24 protein-coding genes are annotated in these 24,381 nt (G+C 67.4%); 7 read left to right on the top strand and 17 right to left on the bottom strand.

The annotated features are described in order from the left end of the window. Positions 1-27: 27 nt before the first annotated feature. Positions 28-486, bottom strand: coding sequence for an azurin (azu, locus tag ABE463_RS14130; protein WP_346468587.1), 459 nt, complete (start codon positions 484-486; stop codon positions 28-30). A 113-nt stretch (positions 487-599) separates the two neighbouring features. Between azu and ABE463_RS14135 the strand changes: the two genes are divergently transcribed. After that, positions 600-1,211: an HAD-IA family hydrolase gene (locus ABE463_RS14135; protein WP_346468588.1), complete on the top strand. Its 612-nt coding sequence runs from the start codon at positions 600-602 to the stop codon at positions 1,209-1,211. A 13-nt stretch (positions 1,212-1,224) separates the two neighbouring features. Here ABE463_RS14135 and ABE463_RS14140 read toward each other — a convergent pair whose 3' ends face one another. Next, positions 1,225-2,454, bottom strand: coding sequence for an acetylornithine transaminase (locus ABE463_RS14140; protein ID WP_346468589.1), 1,230 nt, complete (start codon positions 2,452-2,454; stop codon positions 1,225-1,227). A 65-nt stretch (positions 2,455-2,519) separates the two neighbouring features. Here ABE463_RS14140 and ABE463_RS14145 point away from each other — a divergent pair, with 65 nt between their 5' ends. Continuing rightward, the gene (locus tag ABE463_RS14145; protein WP_346468658.1) at positions 2,520-3,392 is read left to right on the top strand and encodes an ion transporter; all 873 of its coding nucleotides are present in this window, start codon (positions 2,520-2,522) and stop codon (positions 3,390-3,392) included. Between the two features lie 42 nt (positions 3,393-3,434). On the opposite strand, the gene ABE463_RS14150 is transcribed toward ABE463_RS14145, so the two are convergent. Then, positions 3,435-4,400, bottom strand: a complete 966-nt coding sequence (locus ABE463_RS14150) for a YiiG family protein (protein WP_346468590.1) — start codon at positions 4,398-4,400, stop codon at positions 3,435-3,437. Positions 4,401-4,481: 81 nt separating this feature from the next. Further along, positions 4,482-5,300, bottom strand: coding sequence for an NAD(P)-dependent oxidoreductase (locus tag ABE463_RS14155; protein ID WP_346468591.1), 819 nt, complete (start codon positions 5,298-5,300; stop codon positions 4,482-4,484). A 116-nt stretch (positions 5,301-5,416) separates the two neighbouring features. Between ABE463_RS14155 and ABE463_RS14160 the strand changes: the two genes are divergently transcribed. Then, positions 5,417-6,088, top strand: coding sequence for a hypothetical protein (locus ABE463_RS14160; RefSeq protein ID WP_123730284.1), 672 nt, complete (start codon positions 5,417-5,419; stop codon positions 6,086-6,088). A gap of 12 nt (positions 6,089-6,100) precedes the next feature. On the opposite strand, the gene ABE463_RS14165 is transcribed toward ABE463_RS14160, so the two are convergent. Beyond that, a complete protein-coding gene (locus ABE463_RS14165) occupies positions 6,101-6,763 on the bottom strand; it encodes a serine/threonine-protein kinase (RefSeq protein ID WP_346468592.1) in 663 nt (220 codons plus the stop codon). A 102-nt stretch (positions 6,764-6,865) separates the two neighbouring features. On the opposite strand from ABE463_RS14165, the gene ABE463_RS14170 reads away from it, so the two are divergent. After that, a complete protein-coding gene (locus ABE463_RS14170) occupies positions 6,866-8,869 on the top strand; it encodes a bifunctional DedA family/phosphatase PAP2 family protein (RefSeq protein WP_123730282.1) in 2,004 nt (667 codons plus the stop codon). 54 nt (positions 8,870-8,923) lie between these two features. Here ABE463_RS14170 and ABE463_RS14175 read toward each other — a convergent pair whose 3' ends face one another. The 3 genes from ABE463_RS14175 to ABE463_RS14185 form a co-directional block, all read right to left on the bottom strand. Beyond that, on the bottom strand, positions 8,924-9,502 hold the full coding sequence (locus ABE463_RS14175; RefSeq protein WP_346468593.1) for an LON peptidase substrate-binding domain-containing protein: 579 nt from the start codon (positions 9,500-9,502) through the stop codon (positions 8,924-8,926). Positions 9,503-9,514: 12 nt separating this feature from the next. Further along, complete coding sequence (gene mpl, locus ABE463_RS14180; protein ID WP_346468594.1) at positions 9,515-10,879, bottom strand: UDP-N-acetylmuramate:L-alanyl-gamma-D-glutamyl-meso-diaminopimelate ligase; 1,365 nt, start codon at positions 10,877-10,879, stop codon at positions 9,515-9,517. Between the two features lie 333 nt (positions 10,880-11,212). Continuing rightward, complete coding sequence (locus tag ABE463_RS14185) at positions 11,213-11,776, bottom strand: adenylate kinase (RefSeq protein ID WP_259259244.1); 564 nt, start codon at positions 11,774-11,776, stop codon at positions 11,213-11,215. A gap of 141 nt (positions 11,777-11,917) precedes the next feature. Between ABE463_RS14185 and ABE463_RS14190 the strand changes: the two genes are divergently transcribed. Next, the gene (locus ABE463_RS14190; protein ID WP_346468595.1) at positions 11,918-13,174 is read left to right on the top strand and encodes a 6-phosphofructokinase; all 1,257 of its coding nucleotides are present in this window, start codon (positions 11,918-11,920) and stop codon (positions 13,172-13,174) included. A 50-nt stretch (positions 13,175-13,224) separates the two neighbouring features. Here the strand turns inward: ABE463_RS14190 and ABE463_RS14195 are convergent, their stop codons facing one another. Next, positions 13,225-13,728: a hypothetical protein gene (locus ABE463_RS14195; RefSeq protein ID WP_346468596.1), complete on the bottom strand. Its 504-nt coding sequence runs from the start codon at positions 13,726-13,728 to the stop codon at positions 13,225-13,227. A gap of 270 nt (positions 13,729-13,998) precedes the next feature. Here ABE463_RS14195 and ABE463_RS14200 point away from each other — a divergent pair, with 270 nt between their 5' ends. Continuing rightward, positions 13,999-16,026 (top strand): sodium-translocating pyrophosphatase, encoded by a 2,028-nt coding sequence (locus ABE463_RS14200; RefSeq protein WP_346468597.1) that lies wholly within the window; start codon positions 13,999-14,001, stop codon positions 16,024-16,026. A 60-nt stretch (positions 16,027-16,086) separates the two neighbouring features. Here ABE463_RS14200 and ABE463_RS14205 read toward each other — a convergent pair whose 3' ends face one another. The 5 genes from ABE463_RS14205 to ABE463_RS14225 form a co-directional block, all read right to left on the bottom strand. After that, the gene (locus ABE463_RS14205; RefSeq protein ID WP_346468598.1) at positions 16,087-16,815 is read right to left on the bottom strand and encodes an energy transducer TonB; all 729 of its coding nucleotides are present in this window, start codon (positions 16,813-16,815) and stop codon (positions 16,087-16,089) included. Next, positions 16,812-17,237 (bottom strand): TonB system transport protein ExbD, encoded by a 426-nt coding sequence (exbD, locus tag ABE463_RS14210; RefSeq protein WP_346468599.1) that lies wholly within the window; start codon positions 17,235-17,237, stop codon positions 16,812-16,814. Before exbD ends, ABE463_RS14205 begins: the two co-directional genes overlap by 4 nt. A 9-nt stretch (positions 17,238-17,246) precedes the next feature. Further along, positions 17,247-17,978, bottom strand: a complete 732-nt coding sequence (gene exbB, locus ABE463_RS14215) for a tonB-system energizer ExbB (RefSeq protein ID WP_346468600.1) — start codon at positions 17,976-17,978, stop codon at positions 17,247-17,249. A 113-nt stretch (positions 17,979-18,091) separates the two neighbouring features. Then, positions 18,092-18,484 carry a YbaN family protein gene (locus ABE463_RS14220; protein WP_310443492.1) on the bottom strand — a complete coding sequence of 131 codons (393 nt, stop codon included), beginning with the start codon at positions 18,482-18,484 and terminating at the stop codon, positions 18,092-18,094. A 49-nt stretch (positions 18,485-18,533) separates the two neighbouring features. Further along, positions 18,534-19,121 (bottom strand): biliverdin-producing heme oxygenase, encoded by a 588-nt coding sequence (locus tag ABE463_RS14225; protein WP_346468601.1) that lies wholly within the window; start codon positions 19,119-19,121, stop codon positions 18,534-18,536. A gap of 165 nt (positions 19,122-19,286) precedes the next feature. On the opposite strand from ABE463_RS14225, the gene ABE463_RS14230 reads away from it, so the two are divergent. Then, positions 19,287-19,544 carry a DUF2789 domain-containing protein gene (locus ABE463_RS14230; RefSeq protein ID WP_259259230.1) on the top strand — a complete coding sequence of 86 codons (258 nt, stop codon included), beginning with the start codon at positions 19,287-19,289 and terminating at the stop codon, positions 19,542-19,544. Positions 19,545-19,637: 93 nt separating this feature from the next. Here ABE463_RS14230 and ABE463_RS14235 read toward each other — a convergent pair whose 3' ends face one another. The 3 genes from ABE463_RS14235 to ABE463_RS14245 form a co-directional block, all read right to left on the bottom strand. Continuing rightward, the gene (locus ABE463_RS14235) at positions 19,638-22,553 is read right to left on the bottom strand and encodes a TonB-dependent receptor (RefSeq protein WP_346468602.1); all 2,916 of its coding nucleotides are present in this window, start codon (positions 22,551-22,553) and stop codon (positions 19,638-19,640) included. Between the two features lie 141 nt (positions 22,554-22,694). Then, entirely contained in the window at positions 22,695-23,654 is a 960-nt protein-coding gene (locus ABE463_RS14240) for a FecR domain-containing protein (protein WP_346468603.1), read from the bottom strand. A gap of 113 nt (positions 23,655-23,767) precedes the next feature. Beyond that, positions 23,768-24,265, bottom strand: coding sequence for a sigma-70 family RNA polymerase sigma factor (locus tag ABE463_RS14245; RefSeq protein ID WP_346468604.1), 498 nt, complete (start codon positions 24,263-24,265; stop codon positions 23,768-23,770). Positions 24,266-24,381 lie beyond the last annotated feature (116 nt).

Here is a 24,381-nt window from a genome sequence, read left to right on the forward strand (position 1 = left end):
GTTAATAACTACCTCCGTCCCTGTTAATCAACCGAATACGAAGCGGCCCTTCATCATCGCGAAGTGGCCCGGGAACGAGCAGAAGAAGGTGTAGTCGCCGCCCTTGGTCAGCTTGGCGGTGAAGAAGGTGACGCTGGTGCTCTGGCCACCGCCGATCACCGGGGTATGCGCCAGCACGCGTGCATCGCCCTTGGGCAAGTAGCTGTCGGCCAGCGTCGTGCGCATGCCGGCCATTGCGACCGGCTGATAATCGGCGGTGCGGGTCAGTACCCAGTTGTGGCCCATCGCGGTCGCCGCGAGCTTGCCGGTGTGGCGCAGGGTCAGCTTCACCTGGGTGCAGTCCGCGGCCACCTTGAGTTCCTTCTGGCTGAAGCTCATCTGGTCGGTGCTGTCGATGGCGATCGCGCAGACGCGCGCATGGGCGGCCGGGGCCAGCATCAGGCCAGCGAGCAACACGGGGGCAAGCAGTTTCAAGGCGATCTCCATCAGGCAGTCCCCGCGATTCTAGTGACCGCCCGTGCAGGCGACGTGCGACGTGATGTCGCAGCGCAGGCACTGACTGGGTTACGGTCAGCGCTGGATCTGGACGAGACGGCCCCATGCCGCGTGTGATCGAGTGCCTGCTGCTGGATTTCGATGGCGTACTGGTGCGCTATGCGCGGCACCTGCGTGTGCGCCATCTGGCCGCCAGCATCGGGTGCAGTGCGGCGCAGGTTCAGGCGGCGCTGTTTGACAGTGGGCTGGAGCGCGCCTACGACAGCGGCATGGCGACCGACGCCTACCTGCGGCAACTGGGCGATGCGTTGCAGACCACGATCAGCATCGCGCAGTGGCAGGCCGCGCGCATCGCCGCGTGCGCCCCGCAAACAGGTGTGATCGAACGCGTGGCACGGATCGCGCAGGCACTGCCGATCGGCATCCTGACCAACAACGGCGCGCTGATGGCGCAGACGATTCCACAGCTCGTTCCAACCCTGGCCAATGCCCTGCACGGCCGCATCCTGTGCAGCGGTGCGCTGGGCGGGCGCAAGCCGGATCCGGCGATATTCGCCAAGGCGGTGACGCTGCTCGGCGCACGTGCCGAGCGCACGCTGTTCATCGATGACCTGTTCGTCAACGTGCGCGGGGCACGGCTGGCCGGCCTGCAGGCCGAGACCGCAACGGACAGCCGCGCGTTCGGCAAGGTCATGAAGCGATACGCCCTGACGTAGCGCCGACCGTTGGCTAGCGCGACGCGATGAACGATTGCACGGCCGCACGCAGACGCTTCAGGCCTTCGGCGATTTCCTCATCCGTGATGTTCAGCGACGGCACGAAGCGCAGCACGTCCGGCCCGGCCTGCAGGGTCAGCAGGCCGTGTTCGGCGGCGTGATCCAGGATGGGACCGGCCTGACCGGCAAAATCCTTGTCCAGCACCGCGCCCAGCATCAGGCCGCGACCGCGGACCTGGCTGAACACCTTGAACTCGTCGTTGATCTTGCCCAGGCCATCGCGCAGCGCCTGCGACTGACGGCTCACGTTGTGCGCGATCTCCGGCGAGGACAGCTTGCGCAGCGCCACGCGGGCGACGGCGGCGGCCAGCGGGTTGCCACCGAAGGTGGTGCCGTGCGCGCCGAACTGCATCACCTCGGCCACCTTCGGCCCGGCCAGCATCGCGCCGATCGGGAAGCCGCCGCCCAGTGCCTTGGCCAGGGTGACGATGTCCGGCTTGATGTTGTCCTGCCAGTGCGCGAACAGCGTGCCGGTGCGGCCCATGCCGGCCTGGATCTCATCCAGCACCACCAGCGCGTTGTGCTGGTCGCACAGCTCACGCACGCGCTGCAGGAAGCCCGGCTTGGCCGGCATCACGCCGCCCTCGCCCTGGATCGGCTCCAACATCACCGCAGCCACATCGCCGGCGGCCATCGCGGTCTCCAGCTGCACCTCGTCATTGAAATCGACATAGCGGAAGCCACCGGGCAGCGGCTCGTAGCCTTCCTGGTACTTCGGCTGGGCAGTGGCGGTCACCGCCGCCAGCGTGCGGCCGTGGAAGCTGCCGCGGAAGGTGACGATCACGCGCTGATGTGCCGGGCGGCCCAGCGAGGAGGCCCACTTGCGGACCAGCTTGATCGCCACTTCATTGGCTTCGGCGCCGGAGTTGCACAGGAACACCCGCTCGGCGAAGCGCGAGGCGGTGACCAGCTCCTCGGCCAGGCGCAGCGGCGGCTCGCTGTAGAACACGTTGCTGGTGTGCCACAGCTTGCCGGCCTGCTCGATCAGCGCCGCGGTGAGGTCCGGATCGTTGTGGCCCAGGCCACACACCGCGATGCCGGCGGCCAGATCGATGAATTCGCGGCCCTGGTTGTCCCAGACGCGCGCGCCCTGGCCACGTTCGAGCACCACCTGGCGCGGTTTGTAGACCGGCAGGTAGTAATGCGACAGGGACAACAGCGGATCGGTGGCAGCGGCAGTCATGGCAGTCAACGGCTCAGGAAAGATCCCATTCTCGCGCTTTGGGCCGGTGGGGCACAATGCGCCCCATGCGACCGTTCACCGCCCCCCAGCTCAACCCCGCCACCGAATCCGGCTGGCGCCGCCAGTGGTTCGACATCATCTACCGCCACGACACCCGGCCCTCGCGCAATTTCGACCTGCTGCTGGTCTACGCGATCATCGCCAGCGTGGTGGTGGTCATGTTCGACAGCGTGCAGCGCTTCCATGCGGCCTATGCCGACGGGCTCTACGTGCTGGAATGGGTTTTCACGGTGCTTTTCACCGCCGAGTACCTGTTGCGGCTGGTCGTGGTCAAACGCCCGCTGCGCTACGCATTCAGCATCTGGGGGATCATCGATCTGGCCTCGATCCTGCCCACCTACCTGTCGCTGTTCATCCCCGGCGCCCAGAGCCTGCTGGTGGTACGCGCGCTGCGCATCCTGCGGGTGTTCCGGATCCTCAAGCTGACCCGCTACATCGAAGAAAGCGGCGTGCTGATGGAGTCGCTGTGGCGCAGCCGCCGCAAGGTGCTGCTGTTCCTGTTCACGGTGATCACCATCACCATCATCGCCGGCACCATGATGTACGTGATCGAAGGCCCCAACCATGGCTTCACCAGCATCCCCAGCAGCATGTACTGGGCGGTGGTGACCATGGCCACGGTGGGCTTCGGCGACATCGTGCCGCAGACCGTGCTGGGCCGGTTCGTCACCTCGGTGCTGATCCTGATCGGCTACAGCATCATCGCGGTGCCGACCGGCATCTACACCGCCGAACTGGCCAATACCATGCGTGATGCCGAGCACGCCGCGCGCCGGGATGCGCGCGGCTGCCCGCACTGCGGGCTGGAAGGCCACGAACCGGATGCGCTGCACTGCCGCCACTGCGGCGAGAAGCTGCCCCCGGTCTTCAACGTCTGATCAACGCGGGGCGGGCCGCCTGGCCGCCCGTCCCGCGCCGGCTCAGCGTGCGCCGCTGGACTGCGCCAGGCGGTTGCTCATGTCGACCAGGTCGTTGTAGCTGACCAGCAACGCTTCGGCCGAGCCCTGCGGGTTGTTGATCCGGCCGCCGCTCTCGATCAGCATCTGCTCGCTGCGGGTGTACGGCTTCTTTGACTCGACGCGCTCGATACGGCGACCGGCATCACGGGCCAGCGTATCGGCCGCACGCTCCAGGTGCCCCCACATCGCATCGCCCTTGCCGACCTTGTCATCCTGCGCCTGCTGCAGCAACGCCTGGAATGCGGAGAGCTGAGTGCGGGCCACGGTCAGGTCCGGCGCCTCGGTGTTGAGCAGTTGGGTCAGCTGCTTGCCATCGCCGAGGATCTTGATCTGGTAGTACGCCATCGAGCGGCCTTCGGAAGCTTCAATCTCCTTGAGCTGTTCCGCACGGCGTTCGTCTTCGCGCTTTTCCAGCGCGGCATCCAGCGCGGTGCCTGCATCGAAGAACGCCATATAGGCCTTCATCAACGGCGCATGCTGGCTGCGCATCCCGGCATGATCATCGCGCAGGTAGTCTTCGCGGCTGTAGTAACGGTCGGCCTGCTCGATCAGGGCGTACAGGTCGACGAAGGTCTTCTGGTAGTTGCGGGCTGCCGGATCCAGTGCCGGCTCGGCCGGCGTCATCGCCAGCGCAGCGACCATGGGCGCGTTGCACGCGTCCACACGATGCGACAGCACCGTACCCGGGCCACGTACCTTCTTCTCGTTGCCGGTCGGGCCGGCCTCCGGGTCCTGCATCCAGCCGATGTACTGCTGGAAGCCTTCGTGGATCGGCTGTTCGACGGCATTGAAGCAGGCGATGTAGGCGTTCACCTTCTCCACGCCCTGGGTATCGGCGACGCTGCCCGGGCCCTTGCTGCAGGCGCCGAGCAGGCTGATCAATGCGATGGCGGCGGCGAGCGGCGCGGTCCGTGTGCGAGATGACATGCGAGTGTCCATACCAATGGGGGGACGCACCATAGCAGCCCAGTGTGTGCAGCTGTTGTCATCGCGCGCCACGAACGCGCGTCACTCCAGGAACAGATCCGGCATCAGCGGGCGCGATGGATCGACGGCGTAGCCGCTCAGATCGGTGATGCCGGCCTGCGCCAACACCTCGTCATCGAGCAGGAACTGCCCGCTGAAACCGGCGGCCTCACGGCACAGCACCGCGTGTGCGGCGTCGGCCAGAATCGCCGGCGTGCGGCAGCCACCGATATCCACCCCCGGAATCATGTTGATCGCATCGGTGGCGATCACCGTGCGCGGCCACAGCGCGTTGACCGCCACCCCCTGCGGGCCGAACTCGGCGGCCAGGCCAAGGGTAACGAAGCTCATGCCCATCTTGGCAAGCGTGTAGCCGGTGTGCGGGCCCCACCACTTCGGGTCCAGCGTCGGCGGCGGCGCCAGCGTGAGGATGTGCGGATTGGGCGCCTGCAGCAGATGCGGCAGGCAGGCCTGCGCGCACAGGAAGCTGCCGCGCGAATTGACCTGCTGCATCAGGTCGAAGCGCTTCATCGGCGTATCCAGCGTGCCGCTCAGCCAGATCGCACTGGCGTTGTTGATCAGGATGTCGATGCCGCCGAAGGTATCGACGGTGGCGGCGACGGCCGCACGCACCTGGTCCTCCTCGCGGATGTCGCACTTCAGCGCCAGCCCTTGCCCACCTGCGGCGGTCACCGCCTCGGCGGCGCTGTGGATGGTGCCCGGCAGCTTGGGGTTGGGCACGGACGACTTGGCCGCGATCGCGACGTTGGCGCCGTCGCGTGCCGCACGCAGCGCGATGGCCAGGCCGATCCCGCGCGAGGCGCCGGTGATGAACAGGGTCTTGCCTTGCAGACTGGCCATGCGCAGGTTCCTTCGGTGCGATTGCAATGGACCCGCATTATGCCGCCCCGGCGCACACGCCGGATTCATCCGCCACGTCGATACTGGCGGCTCCCGTTCTGCATGGAATGAGCGACATGACGGCGATCCGCCTTCCCCTGACCGCGTTGGCCCTGGTGTTGAGTAGTGCGGCCTGCCAGCCCGCCGGCGATCCGGCCACCTCCGCCACGTCGGCGGCCGCCACGGTGCCGGGCACCGCCGGTGGCGTCTCGCCCTTCAGCGACGCGGCGATCTGGGACGGCGAGGTGGATGCCTGCCGCGGCCAGGCACCGGTTGCCGATGATTGCCTGGCCAAGGTCATGCAGGCCGCCAAGGCGAGCCCGCAGGCGATCGCGGCCGCCCATCAGCTCGGTGCGCAGGGCAATCCCGGCTATGTGAGTGCATGGCGCAACCAGGACGGCGTCGGCATCGCCACCATCGAGTATCCGTTCCGCGCCAATACCAACGAGGGCACGCTGCTGGTCGACAGTGCGGGCCACACGCAGGATGTGGACGCCGACGTGCTGCCGGAAATGTCGCGCGCCGACGCCACGGTCAAGCCGTTCCTGGATGCACACCCGGACGCCACGCCTTTCGCACCCGCGCAGGCCAGCGGCAGCGAAGCGCTGCCCGACGGAGGCGTGCGCTTGATCTACAGCACACCGATGCGCACCTGCCATGCCTGCGCCAACGATGGGGTGCTGCGCGTCGCCTACGATTTCGATGCGCAGCGCCGCTTCAGCGGGAAGCAGATTCTCGATCTGCGCTGAGCATCCCAACGCCTACGGCTTGGGGCCCTGCCCTTCGTTGTCTTCCCAGTGCAGGATTCTCCGCGTGACAAAGCGGTAGACCGGCTTGCCGGTACGGAACCAGAGATCGCGCACCCATGAGGTGCGTTTGAGCAGCCGCTTTTCCACCGGGGTCAGCGACTGCCGGCAGTACATGCGCTTGTGCTTGAGCAGATGGCGCAGGTCTTCGCGGGCCAGAAGGCGCATCCAGCGTGAGCGCGGATCGCCGATCACCGCCAGCTGGAAATCGATCAGGGCCGGCGAGCCGTCTTCGCGTACCAGCCAGTTGGCCTCCTTGGCCAGGTCGTTGTGTGCGATGCCATGGCGATGCACCTGCTGCAGCAGCCGTCGGGCCGCGCGGAAGTAGGCCAGGTCGCCATGTGGCGGACGCTGGTACATGGCATCACCGGCCATGAAGCTGCGGTCCAGCCAGCGCCCGTTCCAGCCCAGCAACCGCGGCGTGGCGGGCATGCCATCCAGATGCGCCAGCGCGCGCGCTTCGCGCCGGGCCAACCACCACGCCGGCAGCCGCAGCCACCAGGGCGTGGCCTCCAGATCACGGCGTACGAACCGGTGGCCGTCCTCCTCCATCAGCAGGATGCGGCCGAAACTGTCGGCTTTGAGGGCGGTCGGCGCGGGATCGGGAGGGCGTGTCATGCCGCCATTCTAGGCGGGTGATCGCGTTCATTCACTGCAGATGCCGCACATTCCCGGCGTCTGGCGGGCAGTCAGTCACTTTGCCCCCTCTATAATCCCCCGATGGACTCGTCATGGATCGATGCCACGCTTGCGTGGATCTCAGCTCACCCCGTGCTTGCCGGTGCGGTCATTTTCCTCATCGCCTTCTGCGATGCGGTCATCGTGCTGGGCGCGATCGTGCCCGCGTTGCCGCTGCTGTTCGCCGTCGGTGTGTTCATCGGCCTGGGCCAGATCTCCGGGCCTTACGCGGTGGCGTGCGCCGCGTTGGGCGCGTTTGCCGGTGACGGCATCAGCTACTGGATCGGCCGGCGTTGGGGGGATCGCCTGCGGGGCTTCTGGCCCTTCAGCAAGTACCCGCAGCTGCTCGACCGTGGCGAGACGATGTTCCGCCGCAACGCCTTCAAGAGCATCCTGGTGGCGCGTTATGTCGGCGCGATCCGCCCGTTCGTGCCGGCCATCGCCGGCATGATGAAGATGCCGCTGTCGCGCTACATCCAGGCCAGCGGCATCGCCAGTCTGTCCTGGGCGGTGCTGTTCCTCGCGCCCGGCTGGGTGCTCGGCGAGGCGTATGACGCGGTCGCGGCGGTCGCCGGCCGGCTGGTGATGGTACTGGCCCTGCTCGGCGTGATCATGGGCCTGGTCTGGGCGATCGTGCTGTATGGCTACCGCTGGTCGGCCTCGCGCATGGACAGCTGGCTGGCCAGCCTGCTGGCCTGGTCGCAGCGTCACCCGACCCTGGGTCGTTACTCGGTCGCCGTGTTCGACCCGCAGCGCCGTGAGTCGGTGCCGCTGGCGATGCTGGCGGTGATGCTGCTGTTGCTCGGCTGGGGCTGGTTCGCCCTGCTGATGGCGGTGGTCGCCCACGGCGAACCGCTGATGGTCGATCTGGCCGTGCATCACGCGATGCTGGCCCTGCGCAATCCGCTGGCCGATTACCCGATGGCCGCGCTGGCCTCGCTGGGCGCCTGGCAGGTCCTGCTGCCCGCCACCGCCGCCGGCATGGGCTATCTGCTCTGGCGTCGCCGCTGGATGGCGGCCGCGCACTGGCTGGCCGCCCTCGCCTTCGGGCTGGCGCTGTGCAAGCTGCTCGGTGCGACGGTGGACGTGGTCCGCCCGCCGGATGCGAGCAGCGGCTTCGGCTTCCCGTCGGTGTCGGTGACGATGGCTACGATCACCTTCGGCTTCTTCGCCGTGCTGATCGCCCGTGAACTGCCGGGGCGCACCCGCGTATGGCCCTACCTGCTGTCGGGCATCATCGTCAGCCTGATCGGCTTCGCCCGCATCTACCTCGGCGCGCATTGGCTGAGCGATGTGATCGGCGGCATGCTGTTCGGCCTGTTCTGGCTGCTGGTGCTGGGCATCGCCTACCGTCGCCGGTTCAACCGCTCGTTCTGGGTCAAGCCGGTGGCATGGCTGTTCTACGGCACATTCGCCATCGCCGCGCTCTGGTACGCCCCGCGCAACATTCCGGTGAAACTGGCGCGCTTCGAGCCAGCCCAGCCGACGCCGGCACCGCTGGATGCCCAGGCCTGGTGGACGACCGGCTGGCAGCACCTGCCGTCGCGCCGCAATGAGTTCGATGACGATCAGCGCTGGCCGCTGGACGTGCAGGTGGCCGGTCCACTGGCCCCGTTGCAGCGTCGGCTGGAAAGCCAGGGCTGGCGCGTGCAGCCGCAGGCCGGCTGGGAACAGGCGCTGTTGATGCTCGACAAGTCCTCCGACAAGGACAAGGTACCGGTGCTGCCGGCCACGCTGGATACGCAGGTCGAATCGCTGCTGATGCTTCGCGCCGGCAATGCGCCCAATGAGATCTTCGCGCTGCGCCTGTGGCCGGCACCGGCACGCCTGGCGGCGCCGGACAATGAACCGCTGTGGCTGGGCAGTGCGCAGACGCTGCATTACCAGCAGCACTTCAAGCTGATCGGGATGTGGCGGCCGATGCGTGGCATCGACCCGTCGCTCAATGCGGTCCGCCAGGCACTGGACGGCCTGCCGCAGCAGGTCGATACCCATCCAGACACCGAGATGCCGGTGCTGCGCGTGCGCATGCCACCGGCCGAGTGATGCAGCGCCGGAGCTACCCGGCCAAGGGGGCGTAACGCGGGGCGGAACCGTGCGTTACGGCATCCAGTCCAGCAGCGCCTGCAGGCGCTGGTGCGGGTCATCGTGTTGCAGCAGTTGCAGGCGTTGCGCGTCCTGCAGCGGCAGCAGTTCGGCCAGGCGCCAGCCGACCCAGCTGGCCTGCTCCATCTGCGCCGGGCTGACCGGTGCGAAGGCCGCACCGGCCTGCTCGATGATGTGCTCCAGCACGGTCGCCATCAGCGCGTGCTCGGGCTGCAGCTCGTCGTCGCTGTCGGCCGCGCACCAGGTCACTTCGGCAATGATCAGCCCGTTGTCGCGCACGCGGGTCCGATCCACATGGAAGCGGCGCTGGCCACGCAGGCGCAGCACCAGCACGCCATCGGCGCCCACGTCGAAATCCTCGATCCGCGCCTCGACCCCATAGGCGGCAGGCAACGCCGGCGCACCGACCTCCTCACCGTCCAGGATCAGGCACACACCGAAGGCCGTCCCCGCACGGCTGCATTCGCGCAGCATGTCCAGGTAGCGGCGTTCGAACACCCGCAGGCCGAGCGCCGCGCCGGGCAGCAGCACGGTGTGCAGCGGGAACAGGGGCAGTGAAGCGATGTCGGTCATGGCCCGCGTCCCTCAGGGCTGCTGCAGCTGCGCCAGGAAGCGGCGCGGCGCCCCATCGAAACCGCCGTTGGACATGAACACCACATGGTCACCCGGCGCGGCGATCGCGCCCAGCTGAGCCAGCAACGCATCGGTGTCCGGCACGGCATGGGCCTGGCCACGCACGGCGGCGATCACGCTGGCCGCATCCCAGGCCAGCTCGGGGCGATGCAGGAACACCACCGCGTCGGCACCGTCCAGCGAAGGCGCCAGCGCCTGCGCGTGCGCCCCCAGCCGCATCGAGTTGCTGCGCGGCTCCATGGCCACCACGATGCGGGCATCGCCCACCTTGGCACGCAGGCCATCGAGGGTCGTGCGGATCGCGGTGGGGTGATGCGCGAAATCGTCGTAAATGGTGATGTCGCGCGCCTGGCCGATCACTTCCAGCCGGCGCTTGACGCTGCGGAACGCGGCCAGCGCCGGGATCACCGTGGCCAGCTCGACGCCGACCGTATGCGCGGCAGCCAGGGCGGCCAGCCCGTTGAGGACATTGTGGCGGCCAAGCAGCGACCAGCGCACTTCACCGACGCGCTCGCCACGATGGTGCACGACGAACACACTGCCGTCGGCCTCCACCAGCTCGGCGTGCCACTCCAGCGTGGGATCGAAGCCGAACCGCTCCACCGGGGTCCAGCAGCCCATCGCCAGCACCTCGGCGAGATAGCCGTCTTCACCATTGACGATCAGTCGCCCGCGCGCGGGCACGGTGCGGATCAGATGGTGGAACTGGCGCTGGATCGCGGCCACGTCCGGAAAGATATCGGCGTGGTCGTATTCAAGGTTGTTGAGGATGGCCACCAGCGGCCGGTAGTGCACGAACTTGCTGCGCTTGTCGAAAAACGCGGTGTCGTACTCGTCCGCCTCGACCACGAACTCACGGCCGCTGCCGACGCGGGCGGAGACGCCGAAATCCTCGGCCACGCCGCCGATCAGGAAGCCGGGGTCACGCCCGGCGCTGTGCAGCAGCCAGGTCAGGATGGTGGTGGTGGTGGTCTTGCCGTGGGTGCCGGCGACGGCCAGGGTGTCGCGGCCTGGCAGCACCTGCTCGGACAGCCACTGGGCGCCGGAGATATAGCGTTGGCCTGCATCCAGCACCGCTTCCACGGCGGGATTGCCACGCGACAGCGCATTGCCGATCACCACCTCGTCGCAGTCCGGCGCCACGCTGTCGGCGCGGTAGCCCGGATCCAGGGCGATCCCCAGGCGTTCGAGCTGGGTGGACATCGGCGGGTAGATCGCCTGGTCGCTGCCGCGGACCGTATGGCCCTTCTCGCGCGCCAGTGCGGCCACGCCGCCCATGAAAGTGCCTGCAATGCCAAGAATGTGGATCGTGCTCATGCGTGCGATTGTCGCCGATCACCATCGCCGATGGAGATCGCCGTCAGACAACTCCTGGTCGACTATAAGAAAAGTCCAGCGGGATGTCGGGGAATTCCCGATAGCGCCGTATTGTGAAGACGGACACAATTGTCTCGGCCAGCCGCAGTACCCCATTGGTCCTACTCCCCAAGAGGCCATCCCCAGGGGGGCTCATGCTGCGGGGCTCTGAGCAAGCCCGCTCGCTGGCACCTTCAAACCACACGCCTGGTCCCTTCGGGGGCCGGGCGTGTGTGTTTTCGGGTCCTGCACGCGCGGTGCGGGTGCGGTGCCGCCGTAGCGGCACCCACCGGCTCAGGCCTGGATCGCGGCGCGGATGCGCGCTTCCACATCGTTCAGTTCACCCACGCCATCCACGCGTGCGAGCGTGCCGCGGCCGGCATAGAAATCCACCACCGGCGCGGTCTGGTCGTTGTAGACCTGAAGGCGCTGGCGCACGGATTCGGGATTGTCATCGGCGCGGCCCTGTTCGGCGGCGCGGCCGGCGATGCGCTCGACCAGCAGTTCGGTCGGCACGTCCAGCTGCACCACGGCATCCAGCGGCTGGCCGATCTTGGCCAGCAGGGTATCCAGCGCATTGGCCTGGGCCACGTTGCGCGGGTAACCGTCGAGGATGAAGCCATTGGCCACATCGTCCTGGCCCAGGCGCGACTCGAGCATGCCCAGCAGGATGTCGTCGGACACCAGATTGCCGGCATCCATCACAGCCTTGGCCTGCTTGCCCAGCTCGGTGCCGGCGGCCACTTCGGCGCGCAGCAGATCACCGGTGGAGATGTGCGCAATCGAAAGATGTTCCTTCAGGCGCGTCGCCTGTGTCCCCTTGCCCGAACCGGGCGGTCCCAACAGAACCAATCGCATCAACCTGACTCCAACTTGGTAAGAAAACGGAGGGCGCGCGCCCCGGGAATGTCCACAATCACGCTGCACCGCAATACGCGCACTTTACCCCATCCGGGTAATGTCTCTGCAATGTCCGTCCCCCCAGACCAAGGTCGCACCATGTCCAAAGGTACCCTCCTCTACGCCCAGTCAGGTGGCGTCACCGCCGTCATCAACGCCACCGCTTCGGCGGTCATCAGCACGGCCAGGGCCAAAGGAATCAAGGTCTTGGCCGCGCGCAACGGCATTCTCGGCGCGCTCCGCGAAGACCTGATCGACACCTCCAAGGAGACCGCCGCCGCCATCGCGGCCCTCGCCCATACTCCCGGCGGCGCGTTCGGCTCATGCCGCTACAAGCTCAAATCGCTGGAGGCCGACCGCGGCAAATACGAGCGCCTGCTCGAGGTGCTGCGTGCCCATGACGTGCGCTGGTTCCTCTACAACGGCGGCAACGATTCGGCCGATACCGCCTGGAAGGTCTCCCAGCTGGCCAAGGCCTTCGACTACGACCTGACCTGCATCGGCGTGCCCAAGACCATCGACAACGATCTGGCGGTGACCGATACCTGCCCGGGCTTCGGCTCGGCCGCCAAGTACACCGCCGTCTCCGTGCGCGAAGCCGCGCTGGATGTGGCCGCGATGGCTGAGACCTCGACCAAGGTATTCGTCTACGAGGCGATGGGCCGCCACGCCGGTTGGCTGGCCGCCGCCGCGGGCCTGGCCGGCCAAGGCGCCGACGATGCCCCGCACATCATCCTGCTGCCCGAGCGCGCGTATGACGAGGCCGCGTTCCTGGCCAAGGTCAAACAGGTGGTCGAGCGGGTGGGCTACTGCGTGGTGGTCGCCTCCGAAGGCATCCAGACCGCCGATGGCCGCTTCGTCGCCGATGCCGGCGGTGGTACCGATTCATTCGGGCATACGCAGCTTGGTGGCGTGGCCTCGCAGCTGGCCGCGCGGGTCAAGGATGGGCTGGGCTACAAGGTCCACTGGACCCTGCCCGACTACCTGCAGCGTTCGGCGCGCCATCTGGCCTCCAAGACCGATTGGGAGCAGGCACAGGCCGTGGGCAAGGCGGCGGTGCAGTTCGCGCTGAAGGGCCAGAACGCGGTGATGCCGGTGATCGTGCGCACCAGCGACACGCCCTACCGCTGGAAGATCGAGGCGGCCCCGCTGCACAAGGTGGCCAACCACGAGAAGAAGATGCCGGCCGGCTTCATCCGCCGCGATGGCTTCGGCATCACCGACAAGGCGCGGGCGTATCTGGCCCCGCTGATCAAAGGTGAAGCGCCGCTGCCGTACGGGTCCGATGGGCTGCCGAAGTACGTGACGCTGAAGAACGTGGCGGTGAAGAAGAAACTGCCTGCCTTCGAGGCGTAATCGACCCAGTAGTGCCGGCCGCTGGCCGGCACCGTCGGTGTGTGGTCAGCTCAGTTGCAGGCCTTGCCCTCGACCTTCATCTGCGCGGCGAACATCGGCACCTGGGCGATCTTGCCGGCAGCCGCCTGCTTCTTGGCGTCTTCCAGGTAGATGCGCGACTGGCCCTGCCCATCGAGTTCCGGCTTGGTGGTGACCGGCAGCCGCCACACGCGCACCACCGCCTGCTGTGCCGGGCAGGCGGCATTCGGCACGCGGATCACATCATTGAGCTTCCAGCCCTTGGCTTCGCTGGGCTGCGCCTTGTCGTAATCGACAAAGCGCGCACGCGGCTGGCACTGCTCGCTGGTGCGGACCACGGCGAATTTGTATGGCTGCGCCACTTCGCCGGTGAACACGCCTTCCAGCCGTGCGCAGGCTTCGGGAATCTGGCGCAGCGTGTGGGCCGCGCCTACCGCCTGCGGTGTGCCGGCGGCGCGCTGCAGCTCGGGGGTTTCGGCGGCGAAGGCGGACACGGCGGGCAACAGGGCCAGCCATAACAGATGACGGGGGGACATGGCAGGACTCCAACGGCGGGGGATGGGCCGAGGCTGCCAGTGGATGGCTGAACGGCGTGGCAAAGGCCGCGGGCACGCGGTTTGAAATCCTTGCTGGCATGCATCGAGGATTTGCCCGCATACTCGGGCCACCAGGGATTGCTGAACACCGCCACACGCTTGAAGACCGGCACGGTCTGAACGGGTTGGTTCATGGTTGCAGCCTGTTGTGCCCCCGCGTGGAGACGTTCATCCGTTCACTGGATGTCATTCCATCACCCGGGAGGGGACATGCTGGAACGTTACGGGCTTTCTCTGGCGCTGTTGTGCGCCATCCTCGCGATTCTCTACGGCATCGTGTCGGCACGCTGGATCCTCCGGCAACCGGCTGGCAATGCCCGCATGCAGGAAATCGCCGCCGCCATCCAGGAAGGCGCGCGCGCCTATCTCAACCGTCAATACCTGACCATCGCCATCGCCGGTGCCGTGCTGTTCGTGCTGGTCGGCCTGTTCCTCAGCTGGTACACCGCGACCGGCTTCGCGATCGGGGCCGTGCTGTCCGGCGCGGCCGGCTACATCGGCATGAATGTCTCGGTGCGTGCCAACGTGCGCACCGCCGAGGCCGCCCGCAACGGCCTGAGCGCGGCCATGGACGTCGCCTTCCGCGGCGGTGCGATCACCGGCATGCTGGTTGTCGGGCTGGGCCTGCTGGGCGTGGCCGGCTACTACGCGCTGCTGTTGAAGCTCGGCCTGGATGTCGCGCAGACGCTGCACGCCCTGGTCGGGCTGGCCTTCGGCTCGTCGCTGATCTCGATCTTCGCGCGGCTGGGCGGTGGCATCTTCACCAAGGGCGCCGATGTCGGGGCGGACCTGGTCGGCAAGGTCGAAGCCGGCATCCCCGAGGATGACCCGCGCAACCCGGCGGTGATCGCCGACAACGTGGGCGACAACGTCGGCGACTGTGCCGGCATGGCCGCCGACCTGTTTGAAACCTACGCCGTCACCGTGATCGCCACGATGCTGCTCGGCAACCTGATGATCGCCGAGGCCGGGGCGAATGCGGTGTTGTATCCGCTGGTGCTGGGCGGCGTCTCGATCATCGCCTCGATCATTGGCGCGCTGTTCGTCAAGGTGAAGCCTGGTGGCTCGATCATGGGCGCGCTGTACAAGGGCGTGATCGTGTCCGGTGTGCTGGCGGCGATCGCGTTCTACCCGATCACCACGCAGTTGATGCCCGACAACGCACACGGTGCGCTGAACCTGTATTTCTGCGCCTTGATCGGGCTGGTGCTGACCGGGCTGATCGTGTGGATCACCGAGTACTACACCGGCACCCAGTACAAACCGGTGCAGCACGTTGCGCAGGCCTCCACCACCGGGCACGGCACCAACATCATCGCCGGCCTCGGTGTCTCGATGAAGTCCACCGCCCTGCCGGTGATCGCGGTGTGCGTGGCGATCTGGCTGGCGCACTACTTCGGTGGCCTGTACGGCATCGCCATCGCCGCGACCGCGATGCTCTCGATGGCCGGCATGATCGTGGCGCTGGACGCCTACGGCCCGATCACCGACAACGCCGGCGGCATCGCCGAGATGGCCGAACTGCCGCCGGAGATCCGCGACATCACCGATCCGCTCGATGCCGTCGGCAACACCACCAAGGCGGTGACCAAGGGCTATGCAATCGGCTCGGCGGCCTTGGCCGCACTGGTGCTGTTCGCCGATTACACGCACAACCTGCAGGCGGCCAATCCCGGCGAGGTCTTCGCCTTCGATCTGTCCAACCATGAGGTGATCATCGGCCTACTGATCGGCGGCCTGATCCCCTACCTGTTCGGCGCGATGGCGATGGAAGCCGTGGGCCGCGCGGCGGGTGCGGTAGTGGAGGAAGTGCGCCGTCAGTTCCGCGAGATTCCCGGGATCATGGACGGCACCGGCAAGCCGCAGTACGACCGCGCGGTGGACCTGCTGACCCGCTCGGCGATCCGCGAAATGATCCTCCCCTCGCTGTTGCCCGTTGCGGTGCCGGTGGTGGTCGGCCTGCTGCTCGGGCCACGCGCGCTCGGCGGCCTGCTGATCGGCACGATCGTCACCGGCCTGTTCGTGGCGATCTCGATGACCACCGGCGGCGGCGCGTGGGACAACGCCAAGAAGTACATCGAGGATGGCCACTTCGGCGGCAAGGGCAGCGAGGCGCACAAGGCCGCAGTCACCGGCGATACCGTCGGCGATCCCTACAAGGACACCGCCGGCCCGGCGATCAACCCGCTGATCAAGATCATCAACATCGTGGCATTGCTGCTGGTGCCGCTGCTCTGAGTCAGGACGGACGCGCTGGCCTCAGGCCAGCGTGTCCTTGCAGCGCGCGTGACACGCCCCTCAACGGCGCCGGAGGAAGAATGTCACCGGCACCATCACCTCCACCGGGTCGCCGGTGATCTCTGCTGGCGGCGGCGGCAACGGGCTGCCACGCCGCACCGTGGCCAACGTTTCCTCATCCAGCAGCGGATGGCCGCTGCTCTGGCCCAGCCGGATGTTGGAGGCGTTGCCCTGGCGGTCCACAGAGAAACGTACATAGGCCACACCCTGCTGGCGCAGGCGCTCGGCCTGGCGCGGATAGCGACGGTACTGTTCCAGATGGCCCAGCAGCAGGCCCTGCCAGGTCACTGCCGCGCTGCCCTGACGGCCGGCCACGGTCTGCGTGGCGGCATAGCGTTCGGATGGGCGTGCCGAGACATCCGGTGGCGCCAGCGTCTGATCGACGTTGTGCTGGTCCGTCGGTTCTTCTTCGAGCGGTGTCTGGCGGCGCAGCACGTCCTGCGCGTCCGGGGTGTCGTCCGGCGGGAGATCGATCTTCGGCACCGGCGTGGGCTCGGGCCGATGCTGTTCCTGCTGCAGCGGCCCAGGCGGGATGTCCTTCCGTGGCGCGGACGGCGCCTCAGGTACCGGCGCCAACTCCACCATCACCGCTTCCACCGGCATGTCACTGACCCGCACCGGCGCACGCTGCTGCCACCACAGCGTACCGCCGATCAGCACGGCATGCGCGGCAAGGACCAGCGCCAGACTGCCTACCCAGCGCAGCATTGCGGCAGTGTCGCGGCTCATTCGCTGCGCTGCTCCACGCCCACCAGCGCGATCCGGTGATACCCGGCCGCACGCAGCGCGTTCATGGTCTGCATCAGCTCGCCATACGGCACGGCCTGATCGGCACGCAGGTAGATGCGCTGTTCGTGGTCGCCAGCGGTCAGCCGCTCCAGCGTGGCGTTCAGGCCCTCCGTGCCGACCGGCACATCGTTGACGCTCAGCGACAGATCGGCCTGCACCGAGAGGAACACCGGTTCGGCATCGCGCGGCTGTGGCTGCGCGGTGCTGGCCGGCAGCTCCACCGGCGTATCCACCGTGGCCAGCGGCGCGGCCACCATGAAGATGATCAGCAGCACCAGCATCACGTCGATGAAGGGGGTGACATTGATCTCGTGGCTTTCTTCCAGCGCATCGTCGTCGTGGCGGGCGGTCTTGATGGCCATGGCCGACTCTCAGCTCGCGTCGCGCACGGCAGGCGCGCTGCCAAGGCGGTCCAGATCGCGCGAGACCAGCTGCTGCACGCCCGCGGACAAATCACCGAGCAAGCCGCGGATGCCGGCCAACACACGGGTGAAGTGGTTGTAGATCACCACGGCGGGAATCGCTGCGACCAGGCCGAGCGCGGTGGCCAGCAGCGCCTCGGCGATGCCTGGTGCGACCACGGCCAGATTCGTGGTGTTGGCGTGGGCGATGCCGATGAAACTGTTCATGATCCCCCACACCGTGCCGAACAACCCGACGAACGGCGCGATCGCGCCGATGCTGGCGAGCAGGCCCACCCCGGTGCGCAGCTGCCGCGCATGCGCCAGTTCGATGCGTTCCAGGCGCGAGGCGACCCGCTCTTTGATCCCGACCGGATCCTGCGCATCCTGCGAGAGGCGCAGCTCGGTGCGGGCGGCGTCGATCAGGTCATGCGCCGCGCCGTCGTCTAGCAACGCGTGGGTCTGCAGCACCGGCAGGTGCGTGGCCTGCAGCAGCAGCGCGCGTGCCTGGCGCAGCCGCGTGCGTTGCCGGCCCAGTTCCCAGGTCTTGGCAACCAGCACCGTCCAGGTGGCGATCGAGGCGAGTGCCAGTCCGATCATCACGGTCTGCACCACGCCATCGGCGGCCTGGTACATGCCCCACGGGGTCAGGTCGTGCGGCATTGCCGCCATGGCGGCAGGAAGAGCAATGGGCAAGGTCATGGGCGGAGTCGTCGGTCAGGGGCATCGCGGCACCGTGCAGGGCCGGACGCAGGAAAGGGGCGGAAAGTATCGGGAGCGAAGCGGTGGGAATCAGTACCGGGCGGACAGCACGTTCAGCGCTGCGACGGGCGATCGGCCGTGGCCGACGGCTGCGGCGCAGGCCGCGACAGCACATACGCCGCGCTGGCGACGAAGAACAGCCCGACGCCGAGCAGCAGCGGCCAGGACGGATGCGCGCCCCAGCAGAACATGACGAACCCGAATGCCATGCCGGCGCCGGCGAAGGCCTTGCCCTTGCGGCTGATCGCGCCCTGTTCGCGCCACAGCCGCAGCGATGGACCGTAACGGGGGTGCTCGAGCAGCCGGCGTTCGAACGTCGGCGAGCTGCGCGCGAAGCAGCCGACCGCCAGGATCAGGAAGATCGTGGTCGGCATCACCGGCAGCAGGGCGCCGATGACGCCCAGCGCCACCATGATCCAGCCCAGGCCGAACCAGAGCCAGCGCATCATGGGCGGCGGTGGTGGTCCGGCACGGCGGGCGTGCAGCAAGCAGCGGTCACGCGAATTCTTCCTCGACATGCCCGTGCACGCTGCGGAAGGCCGCATCGGCCGCATCGATCACCTGCTGCTCCTGCGTCTCGGTCAGCGCGACACCATCGAGCGCAGCGGTGAACTCGCGCCAGTGGCGGGCGGCACCATCGGGATGGGCGGCCAGGTGACGGGCGCCGAAATTGCTGTCCAGGCCAAGACGTGCCGCCATCTTGTACAGCACGGTGCCACCGAGATTGGAGCCTTCGGCCACGTACAGCCAGCCCAGTGCCGCCGGCAGTGGCAGGTCACCATCCAACCGGGTGGACGTGGGCAGCGGCAGGGTCTGCTCCAGATCAGCCAGGTCGCGGGCGATCAGTGGCAGCCGGCGGCGCTCGTCCAGATCGGGCAACAGTGCATCCAGCGCGGGATTGCCGTAGAGCGCGTCGATATCGCGGTGGAAGCGGTACTGCACGCGCAGGAACGTTGCGAACAGGTCGCGGCTGGCGAAGATGTCGCCGGCCATGATGCGCTTGTCCAGCGCGCCGTGGCTGTCACGGGTGGCCGCCTTGAGGCGTTGGCTGCGGGTGGCTTCGGGAATATCGATGACGATCATGGCACTGCTTGGATGGGGAAGTGGGGCACGGTTCTCTGTTGAAGACGTCTGGCACGGGGGTAACCCCAAGCCCATTGTCGCGTGATCAGCAGTGCGAATGTCACATGCCACCGTCACGGCCTTGCCCCGATAATACGGACCACGCCCTGCCACTGGAATGACACGATGATCACCACCGAACCGCGCATGACCAATCTGTTCCTGCAGCTCGGCCTGGACGCCAGCGAGGAGGCGATTGCCGCCTTCATCCGCGATCACCAGCTGTCCAACGAGATCCGCCTGATCGAAGCGCCGTACTGGAACGACGGGCAGCGTCAGTTCCTGACCGAGCAGCTGCGCTCGGATGCGGAGTGGGCGATCGTGGTCGATGAGCTCAGTGAAGCCCTGCACGCCGATGCGACCGTACAGGCCAACGCCGGCTGAGCGATCGCGGGATGCCGATACCGGCCGCACGCCCTGTGTGCAGGCCGGATGCACGCAGGGGCCGGCAATGCCGGCCCCTGTCGTGTCCGGGCATCAGTAGCGGTAGGTCAGCGCCAGCCGCACGGTCCGGCCCGGTGCGGGCATCACGCCCAGCGCCAGTGGATCGAGGTAGTAGCGGTCGGTCAGGTTGTCCACGTTGAGGTCCACCGCGAACTGCTCGCTGGCCTGCCAGCTGGCGAACAGATCCACGATGGTCGCCGGGCGGTACAGCTGCTGGATCGCCGACAGGCCGACGTTCCATTCCTTGTCCAGCGTGCTGATCGGGCCAGCGTTGTGGATCACCCGGGTGCCGACGCTGAGGCGCTGGTCGAACAGGCGCGAGCCCAGGGTCAGATTGACGTTGTAGCGCGGCGGATTCTGCGTGTTGCTGTAGGACCCCTCAAAACCACCGTCGACGCAGTCCGGGGTGTTCTTCAGCTCCTCTATCCTGCGCTGGATCCCGTAGGCGCGGCGCTCGGCGGCGATGTCCGGCGCGCAGGTCTTGGCCTGGATGTAGTAGTGCGCGGACAGATCGGCGAACACCGTGCCGCTGTCGTAGCTGGACTGGAACTCCACGCCGGAGACCTTGAAACGGTCCACGTTGCGGATCAGGCCGGCCGACAGGGTGCGGTAGTCGCGGGTGATCAGGTCATCGATGCGCGTGTTGAAGTAGGCCAGCTTGAAGCCCGCCTGGTCGCCCTCGGTGAACAGGCTGTGGCGCACCGTGCTCGCGCCGATTTCCCAGGTCCCTGCCCGCTCCGGCTTGAGCTCACCGGTGGGCTTGGCCGCGGTGAACAGGCCCAGCGTGGTTTCGAACAGGCTGGGCAGCTTTACGCCTTCGGCGTACTTCACGTACACCATCGTGTCTTCGTCGAAGCGGTAGGCGACGCTGGCGCTGGGCATGAAGGCACTGTCGCGGCGGCGGATCGGCTGCGACCAGGTCCAGCTGACCGGCACGCTCAGGTCTTCGGCATCATCGGCGTCATAGAAGTTCCAACCGGTGATGTCACCGACCGTGCCCTTCTCATACGGGGAGGCCAGCAACGAGGCCTCGGTGAACTGGCCATTGGCATCCGGATACCAGTTCAGCATGGCGATGCGCTTGGCGCGCCATGCCGGCAGGGTCGGATTGCCGTCCAGCAACTGGGTGTAGCGGTACTGACCGATCACGCCGTAGGTGTCCGGCGTGGCCAGGCGGTTGCGGTCGTGCACGTTGACGCGGTTGTAGCGGCCACCGACCACCACTTCCCAATGCTCGTCCGGCTGCCATTTGACCGAGGCCACCGCGCTGTATTCCTTGCGCTCGGCATTGCGCAGGAAGCGGTTGTTGACCAGGTCGTCGTGCATGACCGGCGAGTGCGGGCCGGGGCCGACGTCCTCGTCGCTGAAGGACAGACCGTAGTCCAGCGTGAACAGGCCGGCGCCGGTATCCAGATGCGTGGTGTTGCCCACATCGAAGCCCAGCCGCGTCTGCGTCAGCTCATTGCGGTAGGCATCCTTGTAGCCCGGATCGGTATTGAACGACGGGCCGTCGTACCACTCGGTGCGGCGATCGAAGTACCACGGTGTGATGCCGGTCAGGCCGTTGTACATCAGGCTGTCGGCGTCGGTGTACCAGAGGTTGGCCTTCAGATCGATCAGCTCGTTGTCCGGGTTGAAGCGGTAGCGCAGGTTGTAGGCATCCATGTCGACATGACCCGGATCCCACTGCGGCACGCGGTCACGGTCCACGCGGATGATCTGCGAGGCCATGATTTCGCCCGCGGTGCCTTCATAGCGGCGGTAGCCGGCTTCCAGCGTCTGGTTGTCGTCGATGCGCCAGGTGCCCTTGAGCAGGAACGACGCCGAGCGCGAGGAGGTGTTGAACACTTCGGTGTCCGGCGGATTCAACGGCGCCAGGGTGCGCCGGGTCTGCGGGAAATCGTCGTAGCCATGCTTGCCGGAGAAGTAGTTGCCGTTCTCGCGCCAGGCGTACGCCGCGACCAGATCGAAACGATCCCAGTGCTTGGCGGTGGCGATGTTGAAGAACTGGCTGCCCAGCGCGCTGCGGTCGGTACGCGGTGCGGCGTCATAGGCGGGCACGTTGTTGGCGCTGGCATTGGCCATGCCCGTGCGCACGCGCAGCCCGGCATCGCGGCCGTCGCGCAGTACGTCTTCGATCTTCAGCGTTTCCATCTCGACCACGCCGCCAATACCACCGGATGCATTGACGCCCAGGCTCGGCCCCTTGGTGATGGTGATGTTGGAGATCAGGTCCGGATCGAGATAGGTGCGCTGCGACTGGCCCGCATAGCCACGGTAGGTATCCATGGTGGACTGCCCACCGTCGATGATCACCGGGATGCGGCTCTGGCCCTGGATGCCGCGGATGTTCACGTCCAGCGCGTTGGCGGTGCGCGGATCGCCCGCGGTGACGCCGGCCACGCCCTTGACGATGTCCGCGGTGGAGGTGCCGCGGAAGCGCTCGATCGTGTCACGCGCGATGTACGCGCTGGAACCGGCCGTGCGGTACACCTCCAGCGCACGCTCGGCATCGCTGCCGCCCTCGATGCGGTCACCGGCCACGCTCAGCGCGTCGGTGACGATCAGGCCATCGTCGTTGGCTGCCACTGCAGCGCGCTCCAGCGTGACCGCGTCCGGCCCGACCTGGCGCAGGCTCAGCCCGCTGCCCTGCAGCAGGCGCAGCAAGGCAGCCTGCGCATCCATCTGCCCGGCCACCGCCGTGGAGGTCACGCCTTCGGCCAGCGCGGCCGGATAGGCGACCTGCACCCCGGACTGCCGCATGTAGGTGCGCAGCGCATCGGACAGCGGCTGGGCGGGAATGTCGAACCGCAGCGTCGCCGCAGCCGGTACCGGGCTGGATTGGGCGAATGCCGGCAGGCTGGGCGCGGCCGCCAGGCCAGCAGTAAGCAGAGCGATGCAGAGACGTGACGGGCGCGGACGATGGCCCGCGCGGGGGGAGATGCGCATGGAAAAACCTGTCAGAAGATCAGTGCCGCAGAGGCGGGTCACCCGCACGCAGGTGCGGATGCAGCGGACGTACGTGGCGGCGGCGGGTACGTTATGCCGGGTAAGACGAACGAACGGGGCACAGCCCCAAGACGGGTTGCGCTAGTGCGCCGGTGCCACGATCGCCACGCCCATCGGCAGGCGGGTGACGCTCAGCCCGGCGCTGACGGCCAGCGCATCGAGCGCCTGCTCCGGGCGATCAATGCGGAACGCCGCGTTGACCGCCGGCAAGGCCGACAGATCGCCACGCACGAAAGTGGCCCCCGGGCGGTAGCGCGCAATGCGCTGCACCGCCTCCTCCACGCTGGCCGTCTCCAGCAGCAGCTCGCCGTCGCGCCAGGCCGCAATGCGGTCCAGCGCAACATCGTCCGGCCGCGTGACCCGGCCGGCTGGCGCAATGCGTGCCCGCTGGCCCGCATCGAGATAGGTCCAGCCGCCTCGTTCAGTGGCCGCAACCCGCACGCGCCCCTGCTCGACCACCGCCTCGACCTGGTCGTTCCAGCGGGACACGGCGAATGCGGTGGAGATATCTTCAACCACACTGCCCTGCGCTTCTACCTGGAACGGGCGGGACGCCTCTTGCGCCACCTCGAACCAGGCCTGGCCACGCAGCAGCGCGATACGACGCACATGACCGTCGTAGTGGACGGCGATGGCACTGTCGGCATCCAGTACCGCACGGCTGCCATCGGGCAGCGATACCGTCTCGATCGCACGCGCGCTGCGGTGATCGGCCTGCAGCCGCAGCCACGCATCGGGCGCGACCCACGCCAAGGCCAGCACGGCTGCCGTCGCCACGCTCCACGCGTGCCAGCGGGCCCGCCGTTGACGCGGCACCGCCACTGCCGCCGCGGGGGGGCGTGGCCCAAGACTGCGCCAAAGCTGACGTTCGTGTTCGAAGGCATGCCGGTGCCCGGGCTCACCCAGCCACCGCTCGAAGGCCCGCATCTGTCCCGCATCGGTCGCATCGGAGGCCAGCCAGGCAATCCAGGCCCGCGCCTGGACAGCGACAGCATCGGACGGCGGCGGACAGGGAGAGGAAGTAGGTGGGTGCGGGCTCATGGCTGGCGATGGGTGGCGCAGTCACGCGCGGGCAAGGGATGGACGCAGTCAACACGCCATTATGATCAAGACGGTCGGCAGACGTGTATCCCCAAGTCGGATATCAGCGCGCTTCAGCGGCCACTGCGTGCCCAGGCCAGTCGTTGCAGTGCGCTGCGCACATGATTCTCCACGGTCGTTACCGACACCCCCTGGCGCCTGGCGATGGCCGCCTGGGTCATGCCCTGCAGGCGGTTGAGCCGGAAGATGGTGCGGGTCGGCTCGGGCAGATGCTCGGCCGCCTCCAGCACGCGCTGCAGTTCGTCCTGCGCCATGACCTGCTCTTCGGTGGAGAGCACTTCGTCCGGCCCCCACAGGTAATGCTCGGCAAGCAGACGCGTGCGCCGCGTGCGCTCACGGCCGTGATCCGTAGCCAGATTCGCCGCCAAACGATAGAGATAGGCGCGGGGATTGCTGATCGGCTGGCCGCTATCCACGCCACGCGCCTTGAACCAGATGGACTGGATCACATCTTCGGCGCCGCCGTCGCTGCCCAGGATGCGCTGGACCAGGCGCAGCAGCGCCGGGCGCTCGCGGATCAACAGCTCGGTGAGGGTGGCGTTGGAGGACATGGGCCGATGCACGTAGCGGGACCGCAGGAAGACGGCCATCCGTAAGCCGCGGCATGTTACTCCGCAAATGAGAATGAGTCACGTTTGAGTTGCGCGGAATTTCGATGTGACGACGC

This window comes from Stenotrophomonas sp. TWI819 (assembly GCF_039673075.1).
Lineage (GTDB): Bacteria > Pseudomonadota > Gammaproteobacteria > Xanthomonadales > Xanthomonadaceae > Stenotrophomonas > Stenotrophomonas rhizophila_B.